This is a genomic window from Streptomyces sp. NPDC026092, assembly GCF_040638605.1.
Classification (GTDB): Bacteria; Actinomycetota; Actinomycetes; order Streptomycetales; family Streptomycetaceae; genus Streptomyces.
The window spans coordinates 5,640-22,702 of record NZ_JBEZYN010000039.1 but is presented as its reverse complement, the minus strand read 5'-3'; the positions used below and the strand labels follow the sequence as shown (position 1 = coordinate 22,702).

General features: G+C 72.2%; 14 protein-coding genes and 1 pseudogene. 4 read left to right on the top strand and 11 right to left on the bottom strand.

Going from position 1 to position 17,063, the window contains the following annotated elements; translation table 11 throughout:
- Positions 1 to 47: 47 nt before the first annotated feature.
- From AB0F56_RS35585 to AB0F56_RS35570, 4 genes are all read right to left on the bottom strand, one after another.
- Positions 48 to 446: a zinc ribbon domain-containing protein gene (locus AB0F56_RS35585; protein ID WP_362017432.1), complete on the bottom strand. Its 399-nt coding sequence runs from the start codon at positions 444 to 446 to the stop codon at positions 48 to 50.
- 131 nt (positions 447 to 577) lie between these two features.
- Positions 578 to 1,294 (bottom strand): TetR family transcriptional regulator, encoded by a 717-nt coding sequence (locus AB0F56_RS35580; protein WP_362017430.1) that lies wholly within the window; start codon positions 1,292 to 1,294, stop codon positions 578 to 580.
- Positions 1,295 to 1,384: 90 nt separating this feature from the next.
- Positions 1,385 to 2,146 carry an SDR family NAD(P)-dependent oxidoreductase gene (locus tag AB0F56_RS35575; RefSeq protein ID WP_362017428.1) on the bottom strand — a complete coding sequence of 254 codons (762 nt, stop codon included), beginning with the start codon at positions 2,144 to 2,146 and terminating at the stop codon, positions 1,385 to 1,387.
- Between the two features lie 41 nt (positions 2,147 to 2,187).
- Positions 2,188 to 3,342: an acyl-CoA dehydrogenase family protein gene (locus tag AB0F56_RS35570; RefSeq protein ID WP_362017426.1), complete on the bottom strand. Its 1,155-nt coding sequence runs from the start codon at positions 3,340 to 3,342 to the stop codon at positions 2,188 to 2,190.
- Between the two features lie 131 nt (positions 3,343 to 3,473).
- Here AB0F56_RS35570 and AB0F56_RS35565 point away from each other — a divergent pair, with 131 nt between their 5' ends.
- A complete protein-coding gene (locus tag AB0F56_RS35565; RefSeq protein ID WP_362017424.1) occupies positions 3,474 to 4,079 on the top strand; it encodes a TetR/AcrR family transcriptional regulator in 606 nt (201 codons plus the stop codon).
- Positions 4,080 to 4,151: 72 nt separating this feature from the next.
- Here the strand turns inward: AB0F56_RS35565 and AB0F56_RS35560 are convergent, their stop codons facing one another.
- The 7 genes from AB0F56_RS35560 to AB0F56_RS35530 all read right to left on the bottom strand — a co-directional run bounded on the left by AB0F56_RS35560 (position 4,152) and on the right by AB0F56_RS35530 (position 13,549).
- A complete protein-coding gene (locus AB0F56_RS35560; protein ID WP_362017422.1) occupies positions 4,152 to 5,369 on the bottom strand; it encodes a GNAT family N-acetyltransferase in 1,218 nt (405 codons plus the stop codon).
- 41 nt (positions 5,370 to 5,410) lie between these two features.
- Positions 5,411 to 6,652, bottom strand: a complete 1,242-nt coding sequence (locus AB0F56_RS35555) for a glycoside hydrolase family 6 protein (protein ID WP_362017420.1) — start codon at positions 6,650 to 6,652, stop codon at positions 5,411 to 5,413.
- Between the two features lie 103 nt (positions 6,653 to 6,755).
- Positions 6,756 to 7,892: an XdhC/CoxI family protein gene (locus tag AB0F56_RS35550; RefSeq protein ID WP_362017418.1), complete on the bottom strand. Its 1,137-nt coding sequence runs from the start codon at positions 7,890 to 7,892 to the stop codon at positions 6,756 to 6,758.
- Positions 7,893 to 7,935: 43 nt separating this feature from the next.
- Positions 7,936 to 9,411: an NCS2 family permease gene (locus AB0F56_RS35545; RefSeq protein ID WP_362017416.1), complete on the bottom strand. Its 1,476-nt coding sequence runs from the start codon at positions 9,409 to 9,411 to the stop codon at positions 7,936 to 7,938.
- Positions 9,412 to 9,657: 246 nt separating this feature from the next.
- Entirely contained in the window at positions 9,658 to 12,060 is a 2,403-nt protein-coding gene (gene pucD / locus AB0F56_RS35540) for a xanthine dehydrogenase subunit D (protein ID WP_362017414.1), read from the bottom strand.
- Between the two features lie 2 nt (positions 12,061 to 12,062).
- A complete protein-coding gene (locus AB0F56_RS35535) occupies positions 12,063 to 12,656 on the bottom strand; it encodes a (2Fe-2S)-binding protein (RefSeq protein WP_362017412.1) in 594 nt (197 codons plus the stop codon).
- Between the two features lie 2 nt (positions 12,657 to 12,658).
- Positions 12,659 to 13,549 carry a xanthine dehydrogenase family protein subunit M gene (locus AB0F56_RS35530; RefSeq protein WP_362017410.1) on the bottom strand — a complete coding sequence of 297 codons (891 nt, stop codon included), beginning with the start codon at positions 13,547 to 13,549 and terminating at the stop codon, positions 12,659 to 12,661.
- Between the two features lie 386 nt (positions 13,550 to 13,935).
- Here AB0F56_RS35530 and AB0F56_RS35525 point away from each other — a divergent pair, with 386 nt between their 5' ends.
- From AB0F56_RS35525 to AB0F56_RS35515, 3 genes and pseudogenes are all read left to right on the top strand, one after another.
- On the top strand, positions 13,936 to 15,627 hold the full coding sequence (locus AB0F56_RS35525; protein ID WP_362017408.1) for a PucR family transcriptional regulator ligand-binding domain-containing protein: 1,692 nt from the start codon (positions 13,936 to 13,938) through the stop codon (positions 15,625 to 15,627).
- A gap of 324 nt (positions 15,628 to 15,951) precedes the next feature.
- Positions 15,952 to 16,145 (top strand): annotated as a pseudogene (locus AB0F56_RS35520) (hypothetical protein); the annotation flags it as partial.
- A gap of 169 nt (positions 16,146 to 16,314) precedes the next feature.
- Positions 16,315 to 17,063 (top strand): hypothetical protein (locus tag AB0F56_RS35515; protein ID WP_362017404.1); only part of this gene is annotated, 749 nt, incomplete at its 3' end.

The following is a 17,063-nucleotide window of genomic DNA, read 5'->3' as shown; positions in this document are numbered from 1 at the left end:
GGCACTCTGTGCCACCGGGCCGCTTCCGTCTTGTTCTGGCGCGCGGTTCAGATCCAGCCGTCCAGGGGGACCTCCTCGCAGAGCCGGACGACCGGCTCGTGCCCCGGGACCTCGGTGAGGGCGGAGAGCCTGACGCGGACGCCGGGGCGTACCGCGTGCGGCGGTCCGTCGACCCGGCACCGGACGACGAAGCCCTCGGCCATGTGCACCGGCCACAGGTCGTTGTCGGCCGCGGCGACCCCGCGGCGTACGGAGATCACTCCCTCGCCCTCGCTGCGTTCGGGCGCGAGGTCGGTCGACCCGCAGGTCGGACAGAGCAGGCGCTGGAAGGTCGTGGTCTGGCACCAGCGGCAGAGCTGGTAGTAGAGCTCGGCGCCGTCGGCCGACTCCTCGGCCCGGACGGCGGCGCTCCCGCTCCTCGATGCTACGGACCCGGTGTGGAACACGATGCGTTCTCCTTGCACTCGGCGGCTCGACCGTGCATGGAGCAAAGATATGGCACTGAGTGCCATCAAATAAAGACCTCAGTTCCCTCAATTGAAGATACTGAGATCCCCCTGAGATGCTCTCGAAACCCTCAGCCCTCGCCGAGGCTCGACTCCACCTCGCGCACCACCCGCCACATCGGCGTGGACCGCTTGGTGATCACCACCACGACGTCCTCGGCGTCCTCGCCCGGGCCGCCGGCGCCGCCCTCGCCCGGCTCGCCGCTCCAGGTGGCACGGACGAGGTCCAGGGCCCGGTCCACCTCGGCCAGCGGGTCGCCCTCGCCGCCGGAGCGCAGCCAGTGGCGCAGCGCGTGGTTGTGGGCCGCGACGACGGAGGCGGCGACCACGTTGGCCCGCAGGGTGCCGTCGCGCCGGTCGGCCCAGCGGGTCCGCAGATAGTCGCCGAGGGTCTTCTCGTACCGCCAGACGACCGAGAGTTCGTAGGTCCGCAGGCCCGTCACCTCGCGGGTGAGGCGGTAGCGCTGGACGGAGAAGGTGGGGTTCTCGGCGTACATCCGCATGACCAGGCGGGTGGCGTCGCAGATCCTGACCAGCGGGTCGTCGGTGTCGGCGCTCGCGGCGAGGAACTCGGTCATGTCGGCGAGGCTCTGCTCGTGGTCGGGGAAGACCACGTCCTCCTTCGACGGGAAGTACCGGAAGAAGGACCGCCGGCCGACCCCGGCGAGGGTCACGATGTCGTCGACGGTGGTCTGCTCGTACCCGCGCTCCAGGAAGAGCTGGAAGGCCGCGGCGATGAGGGAGTCCCGCATCACGGGCTTCGTGGAGTTCGTCGAGGCTGTTCCCATGGCCCGAACCTAACATCCGGAACGCGAGGGCACGGCACTTGGTGCCAGCCAAATCCGGCACCAAGTGCTCTCAGCGGCGGTACGGGAGGGTCAGCGTGCCGCCATCCGCAGGGCGCCGTCCATCCGGATGGTCTCGCCGTTGAGGTAGTCGTGCTCGGCGACCATCGTGACCAGCCGGGCGTACTCCTCGGGGCGGGCGAGCCGCTGCGGGAAGGTGACGCTCGCGGCGAGCCCGGCGCGGATCTCCTCGCTGAATCCGGCCATCATCGGGGTGTCGACGATGCCGGGCGCGATGGTGACGACCCGGATGCCGAACTGGGCGAGGTCACGGGCGGCGGTGACGGTCATCCCGGCGACGCCGGCCTTGGAGGCGGCGTACGCGATCTGGCCGACCTGGCCCTCGAAGGCGGCGATCGAGGCGGTGTTGACGACGAGCCCGCGCTGACCGTGCTCGTCCGGCTCCCGCTGGGCGATGGCCTCGGCGGCGAGGCGCATCACGTTGAACGTGCCGAGCAGGTTGACGTTCAGGACCGCACGGAACAGGTCGAGGTCGTGCGGGCCCTTGCGGCCCAGGACACGGGCGGAGGGGGCGATGCCCGCGCAGTTGACGGCGAGCCGCAGCTCCGCGCCGTCGGCCTCGATCCGGGCGAGCGCCTCGCGGACCGGCGCCTCCTCGGTGACGTCGGCCGCGAGCAGCGTGACGCCTTCGGGCAGCTGCCCGGCCGCCGCGACGGCCTTGTCCAGGTCCAGGCCGTAGACGGTGGCGCCGCGGGCGGCGAGCGCGGCTGCGGTGGCGGCGCCGAGACCGGAAGCGGCGCCGGTGACGAGCGCGGCGGAGCCGGCGATGTCCATGGAACTCCTCGAAACGTCAGCGGGAATCAATGATCGGTACGTCAGCGGGCGAGCCCGCGGCTGATGACCAGCCGCTGGATCTGGTTCGTGCCCTCGAAGATCTGCATGATCTTGGCCTCGCGCATGTAGCGCTCGACCGGGAAGTCGCGGGTGTATCCGTACCCGCCGAGGACCTGGACGGCGTCCGTGGTCACCTTCATGGCCGCGTCGGTGGCGGTCAGCTTCGCCACGCTGGCCTGGCGGCTGAACGGGCGGCCGAGGTCGCGGCGGCGGGCCGCGTCGAGGTACGTGGCGCGGGCGGAGTCGACGGCGGCGGCCATGTCGGCGAGCAGGAAGCCGAGCCCCTGGTGGTCGACGATCTTCCGGCCGAAGGTGGTGCGCTCGTTGGCGTAGTCGACGGCGGCGTCCAGCGCGGCCTGGGCGAGGCCCGTGGCGCAGGCGGCGATGCCGAGTCGGCCGGAGTCGAGCGCGCTGAAGGCGATCTGGAGCCCCTGGCCCTCGTCCCCGATGAGCCGGTCGGCGTCGAGGAGCGCGCCGTCCCAGTGGGCGGAGGTCGTGGGGACGGCCTGGAGGCCCATCTTCCGCTCGGGCTTGCCGAAGGAGAGGCCCTCGGTCTCGCCGGGGGCGAGGAAGCAGGAGATGCCGTGGGAGCCGGGGGCGGTGCGGGCGAAGAGGGCGTAGAAGCCGGCCTTGCCGCCGTGGGTGATCCACGCCTTGGTGCCGGTGACGCGGTACGCGGCGCCGTTCGGGCCGTCGTCCACGCGCTCGGCCTTGCAGGAGAGGGCGGCCGCGTCGGAGCCCGCCTGGGGCTCGGAGAGGCTGTAGCCGCCGATGGTCTCGCCGGCGAGCATCGCGGGGAGCCAGCGCTCCTTCTGCTCGGCGGTGCCGAAGGAGTGCAGGGGGTGGCAGGCGAGCGTGTGGACGCTGGTGGCGACGGCGACGGCCGCCCAGCGGGCCGCCAGCTCCTCCAAGACCTGCAGGTACACCTCGTACGGCTGGCCTCCGCCGCCGAACTCCTCGGGGTAGGCGAGGCCGAGCAGTCCGGCCCGGCCGAGCGTGGTGAACAGGCCTTCGGGGTACGTCTCGGCGGCCTCGTGCTCGTCCACGCGGGAAGAGAGCTCCTTGTCGGCGATCTCCCGCGTCAGGGCGATGAGGTCCGCTGCCTCGGGGGTGGGAAGCAGGCGGTCGACATCCATGGCGACTCCAGTGACACTCGGCCGCCGGCACCGGCGTAACGGTACTGTGGGCGGTACGGCAGTACCGCTTAGCGTAGCGCAGAAGGGTTCCGCCGTAACCCCCCGAACGGGTCGGCCTGCATACTGTTCAAGTGATCGACACTTCCGCCGCCGGCGCCCCCAAGCTGACGGGCCGCGGCGCGGCCCGCCGGTCCGCCCTGTTCGAGGAGCTGGTGGCCCTGCTGGTCGGCGAGGGCTTCGCCCAGCTGACCCTGGACGATCTCGCGGCCCGGCTGCGCTGCTCCAAGCGCACGCTCTACGGCCTGGCGGACAGCAAGGAGCAGCTCGTCCGGGCCGCCGTGGTCCACTTCTTCCGGCGCGCGACGACCCGGGTCGAGGCGGTCCTCGCGGCGGAGCAGGACCCGGCCGAGCGGCTTGCCGCCTATCTGCGCGCGGTCGCGGCCGAACTGGCCCCGGTCTCCCCGCAGTTCTTCGACGACGTGGCCGCCTTCGAACCGGCCGCCGAGGTCTACGAGCGCAACACCCGCGCGGCGGCCGGGCGGGTGCAGCAGCTGATCGAGGAGGGCGTGCGCGCGGGCGTCTTCCGCGAGGTCCACGTCTCCTTCGCGGCCGACGTCATCGCGTCGGTCATGGTCCGCATCCAGCGCCGCCAGGTCGCCGCGGCGACCGGCCTCGCGGACGCGGAGGCGTACGGACAGCTGGCGGAGCTCCTCCTCCAGGGCCTGCGGAAGAGCTGAGGCGGGCCCCGCCCGCCGGTACGAAACGCCCTAGGGAGCGTCGCGAGCCAGGCAGGACATTCCGGACACGACCTAGAACTCGTCGCAGGTGTGCGGGAGTCGGGGTGTGCGCAGGGCCGCGTCGAGGGCGGTCGCCGCGCCCGGTGTGTGCTCCTCCACCAGTCCCGCGGCCACCAGGTCCACGACCTGTGCGCCGCCGAGGTAGCAGGCGGCCAGGTCCCGTACGTCGAAGGACAGGTCGACCGGGTCACCGGTCGGCTCGTACCGCACCTCGTCCTCCGGGCCCGAAGTGAGGCGGAAGCGGCCGGAGTTGGCGGGCAGGCGGCTGTCGTGGACCTCCAGGACGAGGTCGACGGGCGCGGCCCAGGTGCGGGCCGTGAGCGCCGCGCGGACGTCGATCAGTCGCAGCCACAGCGCCGGGTACTGCCCGGTCACCCGCACCTGGTCGCGGTCGGCGGCGAAGAGCAGCAGCGGGTCGTCGAGCGGCCTGCCCCAGGCGCGGACGGTACCGGTCAGGTCGATCGAGGCCAGATAGCGCCAGAGGGCCGCGGCGACGGCCGGGCTGTCGGCCTCCACCTCGTCGACGCGGACCAGGCCCGGGGTGTGGGTGTCCTCGTTCTCGCCCTTGGTGCGGTAGACGGCGTATCCGGCGACGGGGTCGCCGAGCGTGACGACCCGGGCCGGTGACAGCTCGTCGTCCTCCTCGTCCTCGTCGCGCAGCCACTCGCCGCTCCAGCGCAGCTCGTCCCGGGCGTTCCGGCCCGCCCGCAGCGCACGCGTGGACTCGAAGCACGGGCCGACGACCTCGGGCGCGTCCGCCGGGTCGAGCAGCCGCAGCGGGCGCTCGTCGGGGTCGATCCGCAGGGCGAGGGGCCGCCGCGAGTCGATCTCGACGGTCACGCCCTGGGTGGCGACGCCGAACCCGAACCGGCCGTAGATGGCGTCCTCCGACGCCCAGAGCGCGGCGAGCGGCGCGCCCCGCTCGGCGTACCGCCGGAACGCCTCCGCGATCAGCGCGGAGAGCACGCCGCGCCGCCGGTGGGTGGGGGCGACGGAGACGAGGGTCAGGCCGGGACAGGTCAGGTCGCCGCCGGGGACGGAGACGGTGAAGGGGAACGCCGCGACGAATCCGACGAGTCGGTCCCCGTCGTACGCGCCGATCCGGTCGCAGGGGCGCAGCATGTCGCGGTGGTGCTTGCGCTGTTCTTCCTCGGGACGGTCGTGGAAGACGAGGTAGGAGAGGTCGAGAGCACGGTCGATATGGGCTTCGGGTACGTCACGAATATCCATGATCCGGACCCTAACCGGCAGCAGGTGCGGGTACGTCACGATTATTCCCGGCCATGCGCCTGTCCGGTGGCCGGGGACGGCAGGACGGCCGGATCGGCCAGCCGTACGAGTTCGAGGGCCTGGGCCGGGAACCAGTCGCCGGCCTTCGGGGCGACGATCCCGCGCTCGGGGTCCTCGGGACCGGCGCTCCCGCGCAGACAGTGGCCGTCGGACTCGCCGGGGGTCTTGATCCACAGCTTGGCGTCGTGGAGCGGGTCGCCGGTCTCGGCCGTGGGCCGGGGGCCGAGTCCGCGCCCGGGCGGGTTGCACCACTCCTGCGGGTCGGTGTGGACGCCGGGCGTCGGGGTCCAGGGGCCGCGGCCCGCGCGGCTGGTGTCGGTCACGAAGTGGGCGCGGTCGGCGTCCGGTCCGCCGGCGTGTGCGGCCAGCCAGGTGCGGGCGTCGGCCTGCTTCCAGCTCCGGTCGGGGCAGTCGTGCGGGTCGCCTGCCCGGGCGACGTGGGCGAGGCAGCCGGAGACGAGGGTGCCGAACCAGGCACTGTCGGCGTCGGAGTGGTAGTGGGAGATGTTGACGGTGAAGCCGGTGGCCCGGTCGACACCGGCTTTGACGAGCCGGGGCACGACGGTCTCGACGGCGTGCCAGCCGGGGTGCCCCGCGTCGAGGTAGACCGCGGTTCCGGCGAGCGGTTCGAGGACGTCGACGGCGTGCCGTACGGCGGCGTAGCGGGCGGCGGTCCGGGTCCCCTCGCTGTCGTCCTGGCCGCAGTCGGAGGGCAGCAGGGCGAGGGAGTCGGGTTCGAGGACGACGAGCGCGCGGTGGGCGCCGATGCCCCGGGCGACGGCGTCGGTCCAGTCCGTGTACGCGGTGTCGCTGCCGGCGCCGCCCGCGGAGTACTGGGAGCAGTCGCGTCCGGGGGCGTTGTAGAGCACGAGGACCGGCACGGTGCCCTCCCGCGCGGCGGCCTCGACGGTGGCGCGGGCGGCGCCCTCCACCTCGGCGGGGGTGCTGTCGCCGAGCCAGACGGCGTGCGGGGCGCGGACCATGGCGAGGAGTCCGGCGGCGGTACGGGCGTCCCCGCTCGCCTCGAGCTCGCGGTGCTGGGCGAGGGCGTCCGGGTTGGCGGCGGGGGTGTGGAAGCGGACGGGGTCGGCGTCGCGGTCGCTGCCGGATGTCACCGCGCCGTCGGCCCCCACGGGCGGCAAGGCGGCTGTAAGGAGAGCGAGGGCCGTGGCGGCGAGGGCCAGGTTCCGCGTGAACGGGGCGGCGGTGGAGCGGTGGCGCATGGGAGACGTCCTCTCGGCACGCTCCGTCAGCGAGAGCGCTGCCGCGAGAGTCGCCCCACCGCTCCGTACCGTCAAGGACGCGAACGACCGGCGTGGCGGACCGTCAGGCGACGGAACCTATCCGTCCGTCGGGGGCGCGCGGGCCGTCGTGGTGGATCGGGGTGTGCGCGCCGGTGAGCGACACGCCGGTGCCGCCGCGGCGGTTGGCGACGATCTCGGCCGCTATCGACAGGGCCGTCTCCTCCGGCGTACGGGCGCCCAGGTCGAGCCCTATGGGGGAGCGCAGACGGGCGAGTTCGAGCTCGGTGACGCCGACCTCGCGCAGCCGCTTGTTGCGGTCCTCGTGGGTGCGGCGGGAGCCCATCGCGCCGACGTAGGCGACGGGAAGCTTCAGGGCCGCTTCGAGGAGCGGGACGTCGAACTTGGCGTCGTGGGTGAGGACGCAGAGCACGGTACGGGAGTCGACCTCGGTGGACTCCAGGTAGCGGTGCGGCCAGTCGACGACGATCTCGTCGGCCTCGGGGAAGCGGGCGGCGGTCGCGAAGACGGGCCGGGCGTCGCACACGGTGACGTGGTAGCCGAGGAACTTGCCGACTCTGACGAGCGCCGAGGCGAAGTCGATGGCCCCGAAGACGATCATGCGCGGGGCGGGGACGGAGGACTCGACGAGCAGGGTGATCGGCTGGCCGCAGCGGCTGCCGTCCTCGCCGATCTCGACGGTGCCGGTGCGGCCCGCGTCCAGCATGGCGAGGGCCTCGCCGGCCGCGGTGCGGTCGAGCGCCGGGTGGCCGCCGAAGGAGCCTTCGTACGATCCGTCGGGACGGACCAGGAGGGCCCGTCCCATCAGGTCCGCGGGTCCGTCGACGATCCTGGCGAGAGCCGCCGCCTCTCCTGAGACGGCGGCGGCCAGGGCGGCGGGGTAGACCTCGCCGCGGACCGGGGTGACGAGGATGTCGATGATGCCGCCGCAGGTCAGACCCACGGCGAAGGCGTCCTCGTCGCTGTAGCCGAAGCGCTCGACGACGGTGGTGCCGTCTTCGAGGGCCTGTTGGCACAGTTCGTAGACCGCGCCCTCCACACACCCGCCGGAGACCGAGCCGATCGCCGTACCGTCGCTGTCGACGGCGAGCGCGGCGCCCGGCTGCCGGGGCGCGCTGCCGCCGACCGCCACGACCGTGGCGACGGCGAACTCGCGTCCCTGCTCGACCCACCGGTTCAGCTCTTCGGCGATGTCCAGCATCTCGAACTCCTCAGATGTGTGTGTGGAGGGCTGCGGTGCGGCGTCAGCCGACGCCGAGCCAGCTCTCGATCGGGTGGATCGCGAAGTACACGATGAAGATCGCGGTCAGGCCCCACATGAAGCCACCGACCTCCCGTGCCTTGCCCTGCGCCACCTTGATGACGGCGAAGGAGATGACACCGGCCGCGACACCCGTGGTGATGGTGTACGTGAACGGCATCAGGACCACGGTGAGGAACACCGGGATCGCCACGGAGCGGTCGCTCCAGTCGACGTGCTTGGCGTTCTGCATCATCATCGCGCCGATGACGACCAGGGCCGCGGAGGCGACCTCGGCGGGCACGATCGCGGTGAGCGGGGTGAAGAAGAGACAGGCCGCGAAGAAGACGCCGGTGACGACGGAGGAGAGACCCGTACGGGCACCCTCGCCGACGCCGGTGGCCGATTCGACGAAGACCGTCTGGCCGGAGCCGCCGACGCCGCCACCGATGACACCGCCGGCGCCGTCGATGAACAGGGCCTTGGAGAGACCGGGCATCCGGCCCTTGTCGTCCGCGAGGTTGGCCTCGGAGCCGACACCGATGATCGTGGCCATGGCGTCGAAGAAGCCGGCCAGGACCAGGGTGAACACGATCATGGTGACCGTGATGTAGCCGACGTCGCCCCACCCGCTGAAGGACACTTGTCCGATGAGCGAGAAGTCCGGTGTGGAGACGGCACTGCCCTCGAGTTCCGGAGCGCCGGAGAACCAGGCGCCCGCGCCCTTCGCCGGGATGTCGGCGACGGCGTTGACGATCAGGGCTATGACGGTGCCGACGATGATGCCGATCAGGATGGCGCCGGGGATGTTGCGCGCCTGAAGAGCGAAGATCAGAAGCAGGGTGACCGCGAAGATCAGGACGGGCCAGCCCTGGAGCTCACCGAGCGGGCCGAGGGTGACCGGGCCGCCGCCGGGAGAAGGGTTCTCGTGGACGAAGCCGGCCTTGACGAAGCCGATGATGGCGATGAAGAGACCGATGCCGATCGTGATCGCGTGCTTGATGGCAAGCGGGATCGCGTTCATGATCATCTCGCGCAGGCCGGTGACCACCAGAAGGCAGATCACCACACCGTAGGCCACACACATGGCCATCGCCTGCGGCCAGGTCATCACGGAGATGACCTGCGAGGAGAGCACACCGGAGACGCTGAGCCCCGCCGCGAGGGCGAGCGGGACCTTGCCCCAGAAGCCCATCAGCAGGGTGGTCACCGCGGCGGCCAGGGCGGTCGCCGTGATGAGGGCGGGCTGGCTGAGGACGTTGCCGTCCACATCCTTGCCGCCGAGGATCAAGGGGTTGAGCAGGAGAATGTACGCCATCGCCATGAAGGTGGTGACGCCGCCGCGGATCTCCGTCGCGACGGTGGATCCTCTCTCCGAGATGTGAAAGTACCGGTCGAGCCAAGAGCGGCCGGCGGGGACGTTCGAGCCGGAGCCCGCGTCCTCCGAGGCGGTCTTGGGCTCCACTGACGACTGGGTCATGGGGCCTACTCCCAAGGTTCAAAGGGGCACCCGCATAAGACTTGGAAGGTCAGACAAGCTGCGGGATTTGGGATGGTGCGTTGGCTGCACGACCCGGGGGACGGCCCGAGACGAACTGGGTGGATCAGGTCGATCTGGTCTTGCTCGGTACTGCTGGTACTGCTGGGTCCCACGGAGTGGGTTGCTCCGGGCGGTGCGGGCTGGGAAGTGTGACGTTCCTGGGAGGCACGCACCGCCCGGAGTGACCTAGAGAGTGCCGGTGAGCGCCTCGGGGCGGACCGGCGTCTTGTTGAGCTCCAGGCCCGTCGCGTTCCGGATCGCCGCGAGGACGGCCGGGGTGGACGACAGGGTCGGAGCCTCGCCGAGTCCCCGCAGGCCGTACGGCGCGTTGGGGTCGGCCAGTTCGAGTACGTCGACCGGGATGGTCGGCGTGTCGAGGATCGTCGGGATCAGGTAGTCCGTGAAGGAGGGGTTGCGCACCTTCGCGGTCTTCGGGTCCACGATGATCTCTTCCATCACCGCGACGCCCAGGCCCTGGGTGGTACCACCCTGGATCTGGCCGACGACGGAGAGCATGTTGAGCGCCTTGCCGACGTCCTGGGCGGTCGCGAGCTCGATGACCTTCACGAGGCCGAGCTCGGTGTCCACCTCCACCACCGCGCGGTGCGCGGCGAAGGTGTACTGGACGTGGCCGTCGCCCTGGCCGGTGACCAGGTCGAACGGGACGGTCGGGCGGTGCCGGAACTCGTGCTCCTGGTCCACGGCCTCGCCCTCCAGGACGTCGGCCAGGTCCGCGAGGACCTCGCCGCCGTCGGTGACGACCTTGCCGTTCTCGAGGAGGAGCTCGGCGGTGGCCCACGCGGGGTGGTACGAGCCGAACTTGCGGCGACCGATCTCGAGGACGGTCTCGCGCACCTTCTCGCAGGTGTTCTTCACCGCGCCACCGGTCATGTACGTCTGCCGGGAGGCGGACGTCGAGCCGGCGGAGCCGACCTGGGTGTCGGCCGGGTGGATGGTCACCTGGGTGACGCCCAGCTCCGTGCGGGCGATCTGGGCGTGGACGGTGACACCGCCCTGGCCCACCTCGGCCATGGCCGTGTGGACCATCGCGACGGGCTCGCCGTTGATGACCTCCAGGCGCACGCGGGCGGTGGAGTAGTCGTCGAAGCCCTCGGAGAAGCCGACGTTCTTGATGCCGACGGCGTAGCCGATACCGCGGACGACACCCTCGCCGTGCGTGGTGTTGGACAGACCGCCCGGGAGCGCGCGGACGTCCGCCGACTCACCGGCGGCGAGCCACTGCTGCTCCGGCGGGAGCGGGCGGGCCTTGACCCGGCGCAGCAGCTCGGAGACCGGGGCCGGGGAGTCCACGACCTGGCCGGTCGGCATGATCGTGCCCTGCTCCATGGCGTTGAGCCGGCGGAACTCCACCGGGTCCATGCCGAGCTTCGCCGCGAGCTTGTCCATCTGCGCCTCGTACGCGAAGCACGCCTGGACCGCGCCGAAGCCGCGCATGGCGCCGCAGGGCGGGTTGTTGGTGTAGAGCGCGACGGCCTCGATCTCGACGTCGTCGACCACGTACGGGCCGGCGCCGAGCGAGGAGGCGTTGCCGACGACGGCCGGGGAGGCCGAGGCGTAGGCGCCGCCGTCGAGGACGATCCGGGCCTTGAGGTGGGTGAGCTTGCCGTCCTTGGTGGCGCCGTGCTCGTAGTGCAGCTTCGCCGGGTGGCGGTGCACGTGGCCGAAGAAGGACTCGAAGCGGTTGTAGACGATCTTGACCGGCTTGCCGGTGCGGAGCGCCAGGAGGCAGGCGTGGATCTGCATCGACAGGTCCTCGCGGCCGCCGAAGGCACCGCCGACGCCGGAGAGCGTCATGCGGACCTTCTCCTCGGGCAGGCCGAGGACCGGGGCGATCTGCTTGAGGTCCGAGTGCAGCCATTGGGTGGCGACGTACAGGTCGACACCGCCGTCCTCGGACGGCACGGCCAGGCCGGACTCCGGGCCGAGGAAGGCCTGGTCCTGCATGCCGAAGACGTACTCGCCCTCGACGATGACGTCGGCGCGCTTGCGCGCCTCCTCCACGTCGCCGCGGATGATCGGCTGGCGGTGCACGATGTTCGGGTGCGGGACGTGACCGATGTGGTGGTCGTCGCGGCCCTCGTGGATCAGCGGCGCGTCGGGGGCGAGGGCGGAGGCCTCGTCGGTGACGACCGGCAGTTCCTTGTACTCGATCTTGACCTTGGCGGCCGCGCGGCGGGCGGTCTCCGGGTGGTCGGCGGCGATCAGGGCCACCGGCTCGCCGTGGTGGCGTACCCGGCCGTGCGCCAGGACGGGGGTGTCCTGGATCTCCAGGCCGTAGTTCTTCATCTCGGCCGGCAGGTCGTCGTACGTGAGGACGGCGTACACACCGGACATCGCGAGCGCCTCGGAGATGTCGATGGAGACGATCTCGGCGTGCGCGACGGTGGAGCGGAGCGTCTGGCCCCAGAGCATGTCCTCGTGCCACATGTCCGAGGAGTACGCGAACTCACCGGTGACCTTGAGGGTGCCGTCGGGGCGGAGCGTGGACTCGCCGATGCCGCCCTTGGTGTGCTTCTGGGTGACGTTGGTCGGCGTGCCCGCCGGAACGGTGCGCGTGTTCTGAGCCATGGTCAGACCGCCTCTCCCTGACGGGCGGCCGCCAGGCGGACCGCGTCGAGGATCTTCTCGTAGCCCGTGCAGCGGCAGAGGTTGCCGGAGAGGGCCTCACGGATGTCCTGGTCGGACGGGTCGCTCTGACGCTCCAGGAGCTCGTCGGCGGCGATCAGCAGACCCGGGGTGCAGAAACCGCACTGGACGGCGCCGGCGTCGATGAACGCCTGCTGGATCGGGGAGAGTTCGACACCCTCACCGGTCTGCGAGTCGGCGGGCTTGGCCTGCCACTTCTTCGCCGAGTCGAGCGAGGTGCCGCAGCCGCCGGTGCCACAGGCACCGCCCGGGTGGGCGTCCTCGCGGTGCTGGGAGTAGTCCGCGAGACCCTCGACCGTGACGACCTCGCGGCCCTCGACCTGGCCGGCGGCGACCAGGCAGGAACAGACCGGCACGCCGTCGAGGCGGACCGTGCAGGAGCCGCACTCGCCCTGCTCGCAGGCGTTCTTGGAGCCGGGGAGGCCCATCCGCTCACGCAGAACGTAGAGGAGGGACTCGCCCTCCCAGACGTCGTCGGCTTCCTGCGGACGACCGTTGACCGTGAAATTGACGCGCATGGTTATGCAGCTCCCTCAAGCGTGCGGCCGGTGCCGCGGTACTGCTCCCAGGTCCAGCCGAGCTGACGGCGGGCCATGATGCCGACGGCGTGGCGGCGGTACTTGGCGGTGCCACGGACGTCGTCGATCGGGTTCGCGGCGCCCGAGCACAGGTCCGCGAACTGCTTGGCGATCGACGGGGTGATGATCTTGCCGCTCTCCCAGAAGCCGCCCTCCTCCAGAGCCGCGTTCAGGAAGGCCTCGGCCTCCTTGGCGCGGATCGGGGTCGGCGCGGCCGAACCGATGCCGGTGCGGACCGTGCGGGTCTCCGGGTGGAGCGCCAGGCCGAAGGCGCAGACGGCGATGACCATCGCGTTGCGCGTGCCGACCTTGGAGTACTGCTGGGGGCCGTCCGCCTTCTTGATGTGGACGGTCTTGATGAGCTCGTCGGGCTGCAGCGCGTTGCGCTTCACGCCCGTGTAGAACTCGTCGATCGGGATGAACCGGTTGCCACGCACCGACTCCACCTCGACCTCGGCGCCCGCGGCGAGCAGGGCCGGGTGCGCGTCTCCGGCGGGGGACGCGGTGCCGAGGTTGCCGCCGACACCGCCGCGGTTGCGGATCTGCGGGGAGGCCACGGTGTGCGAGGCGAGCGCCAGGCCCGGCAGCTCGGCCCGCAGGTTCTCCATGATCTGCGTGTACGGAACGGAGGCGCCGAGGCGGACGTTCTCCTCCCCGACCTCCCACTCGCGCAGGAGCTCGATCCGGTTCAGGTCCAGGAGGTACTCGGGCCGCCGGTGGTCGAAGTTGATCTCGACCATGACGTCGGTACCACCCGCGATGGGCACGGCCGTGGGGTGCTCTGCCTTGGCGGCGAGCGCCTCCTCCCAGCTGGCGGGGCGAAGGAAGTCCATGGTGGCTCTCTTCTTGTGCTTCTAGTGATCGGGGGTCGGTCGGTCTGTACGGGCCCGGGGGGACGGCCGGCCCTCGACTTCGAAACCATGTTCACGTGCTGTTAACGCGATGTGTGGCCTAGTACACAAGCCTCGCCCGCTCGGGTGCAGTCACCGAAAACATGAAGGAGTTGGCTGGTGACCTTGTTCGTCTTGTAGATTCGAACGAACGGCGGTGTTCAGCAACCTCGCCGTTTCCCCCTGGAAACCGTGGCACCAGGCCACCGGCGACAACGCGACAGTCTTCGGGACCGTCGGACGTTCCCTCGCCCCCCGGGGAGCACGGCGGGCGAGAACCCCCGAGAGTGACAGACGAGTGACGGACGAGAAGGAACGGCGGCAACGAGATGCGGCTGCGCGCACTGCTGGAAACCGACGCGCTGGGGCTGCGCCTGCTCGGGGGTGAGGACGAGCTGGACCGCACCGTTCGCGGCGTGATGACCACGGACCTCAAGGACCCCAGCCGGTATCTCTCCGGCGGCGAGCTGGTCCTCACCGGCCTCGCCTGGCTGCGGGAGCCCGAGGACGCGGAGCCGTTCGTCCGGATCCTGGCCTCCGCCGGGGTGGCGGCGCTCGCCGCCGGCGAGGCGGAGCTCGGGGACATTCCCGACGATCTGGTGGAGGCGTGTTCGCGCCATCGGCTGCCGCTCTTCGCAGTCAACGAATCCGTTGCGTTCGCGACGATCACCGAGCACGTTGTTCGACAGGTGTCCGGCGAACGCGCGGGCGACCTGGCGGCCGTCGTCGACCGGCACCGCCGGCTGATGACCTCCGGCCCGGCCGGCGGCGGGCCCGAGGTCGTCCTCGACCTCCTCGGCTCCGACCTGGACCTCCGGGCCTGGGTCCTCTCCCCCACGGGCCGCCAGATCGCCGGCGCGGGCGACCCCCTCGACCCCTCGCTCGCCGCGACACTGGCCGGCGAGCACCTGGCGGCGACCCGGACCGGACGGCGCGGCCCGCACCGCCTGAGCGCCGCCGGAACCACGTACTCCCTCTTCCCTATCCGCAACACCGGCCGCGGCGCGCCCCCCGCGGCGCGGGACGTCCGCGAGACGGTCCTGTCCGACTGGCTGCTGGCCGTGGAGGCCGACGCGGGCGACTGGCCGGCGGCCCGGCTCGACCTGCTGCAGGGCGTGACGCAGCTGATCGCCGTCGAGCGGGACCGGCGGGACGCGGCGCGTACGGTACGGCGCCGGCTCGCGCAGGAGGTCCTGGAGCTGGTCCAGACGGGCGCCGCGCCCGCCGAGATCGCCGCGCGGCTGCGGGTCGCCGCCCCGGTCCTGCTGCCCGGCCTCGGCACCGCCCCGCACTGGCAGGTCGTCGTCGCCCGCGTCGAATGGGACCCGGAGGGCGGGTCGGGCGCGGTGGACACGGGCCCGGTCGCCCAGGCGCTCCTGGAGGAGATCCTCGTCGACCCGGCGACCGTGGGCGCCGAGTCCGCCGACCGGATCGCCGTGGCCCACCACGGGGACGAGGCGATCGCCCTCGTGCCGCTCCCCGCGGGCCCGCTGCCGGACAGCGAGGACGAGGGCACCACGACCCTGGGCCTGCACGCCGACGCGCTCCTCGCCACCGTCCGGGACCCCCTGTCGTCCGGTCTCGCCGACGACGGCCGCCTCACCCTCGGCGTCAGCGCGGCCGTCCACTCGGCGGAGGGCCTCCGCGGCGCCCTGGAGGAGGCCCGGCACGCCCGCCGCGTCGCGGCCGCCCGCCCGGGCCGCGTCTGCGCGGCGGGCCACCACGAGCTGGCCTCGCACGTGCTGCTGCTCCCGTTCGTCCCGGACGACGTCCGCCGCGCCTTCACGGCCCGCCTCCTGGACCCCCTGCGCGACTACGACCGCCGCCACCGCGCCGAGCTGATCCCCACGCTCGAGGCCTTCCTCGACTGCGACGGCTCCTGGACCCGCTGCGCGACCCGCCTGCACCTGCATGTGAACACCCTGCGCTACCGCGTGGGCCGGATCGAGCAACTGACCGGCAGGGACCTGTCGCGCCTGGAGGACAAGCTCGACTTCTTCCTGGCGCTGCGGATGTCGTAGGGGGCGACCCCAAGGCCCGCGGTCCGGCCCCTCAGGCCCCGGGCGGGCGGGGCCAGGGCCCCTGGGTCAGGAGGCCCCTGAAGGGGCCTTCGCGGGCCGTCAGGGCGCCCCAGGTGCCCGTTTCCGGGATGCGGCCGCCGTCCAAGCCCGCGATGTGGTGTGGGCGGCGGAGGCCGAGCGGCCCATCGGCAGCCGGACGGGCCGTTCCGGCGCCGGGGCGCCCGCAGGGGCCCCATCGCGGCGCCCACCCGGGCGGCCGCCGCCCGAAGACCACCCGCCTGGCCCAAGGCCTCGGCGGAATCCGCGACGGGCGCCAGGCAGCCCAGGGCCAGGGCCGTCGCGGCCTCGCCGGGCGCCGCGTACACCGCCGTCACCCGAGGCGGTCATGGCGAGGTTCATCTCTTCGGGGGAATACGTCCCCTGACGACGTTGAAGGTGCCGACACCCCTGGACGACGGCGGCACCTCACCCTTCTGGCGCCTGGGGACGGGGCGCAGGCGGATCGGATCGGCCGCTGAAGGTGCCGTTCCGGGGCTCGGACGCATGCGTCCGCATACCGGTCAAGCTCCTGCCTTTGTGAAATCTTTCACCTGACCCCTTGGCCAGCGCCTCGCGTTCGTGCTGAGATGCGGGCTGACCCAATAGCTCAATGGCGCGCTCGGGGAGGGCAATGTGGCGGACACCGCCATGTCTGGTTCCGGAACAACGGGTGGCGACGATCCGGCCCTTGGCTACGGCGGGGCGACCCCGGTGGAGACGGCCATATGGCGTCTGCGCTCGCGAGGTTGCTGGACCGACGCGGCAGCTCTGCTCGCCCCCCGCGCGGCGGAGCCGGCGGCCGCGCTGGAGCGCGCGGCGCTCCTGATCGAGCGCTGCCTCTACACCGAACAGGGGTGGGCGGACGCGGAGGAGGCGCTGCGGGCGGCCGAGGCCGTGGCACAGACGGACGAGGAGCGGGGGGCGGCCGCGTGCGAACGCGGCTATCTCGCCTACGCGTCGACGCTGCTCGGGGTACGCGACCGGGCGGACGAGGCGACCGCCGCGCTCGGCCGGGCGGCGGCGCTGATCGGCCCGTCGGCGGAGGGGCGACCGCTGCTCGACTACCGGCGCGGGCTCGTCGCCCAGAACATCGGCGACTCCCCGCAGGCGGCCCGCGCCGCCTACCGTCGCGCCCACGCGGGCGCGACGGCCCAGGGCGACAGCCTGCTGCTCTCGTCGACATGGCGCCATCTCGCCGGACTCGCCCTGCGGGAGGGCGAGTTGGCGGAGGCGCGGCACGGCTTCGCCGAGTCCCTGCGGATCCGCGAGGAGCTCGGCTACCTGGTCGGTACGGCCCCGGCGCTCACCGCTCTCGCGGACACCGAGACGGAACCGGAGGCGGGGGGGGGCCCCCCCGGGGGGGGGCGCCCCCACAGGCCGAGTGGGCCGCGGGCGCG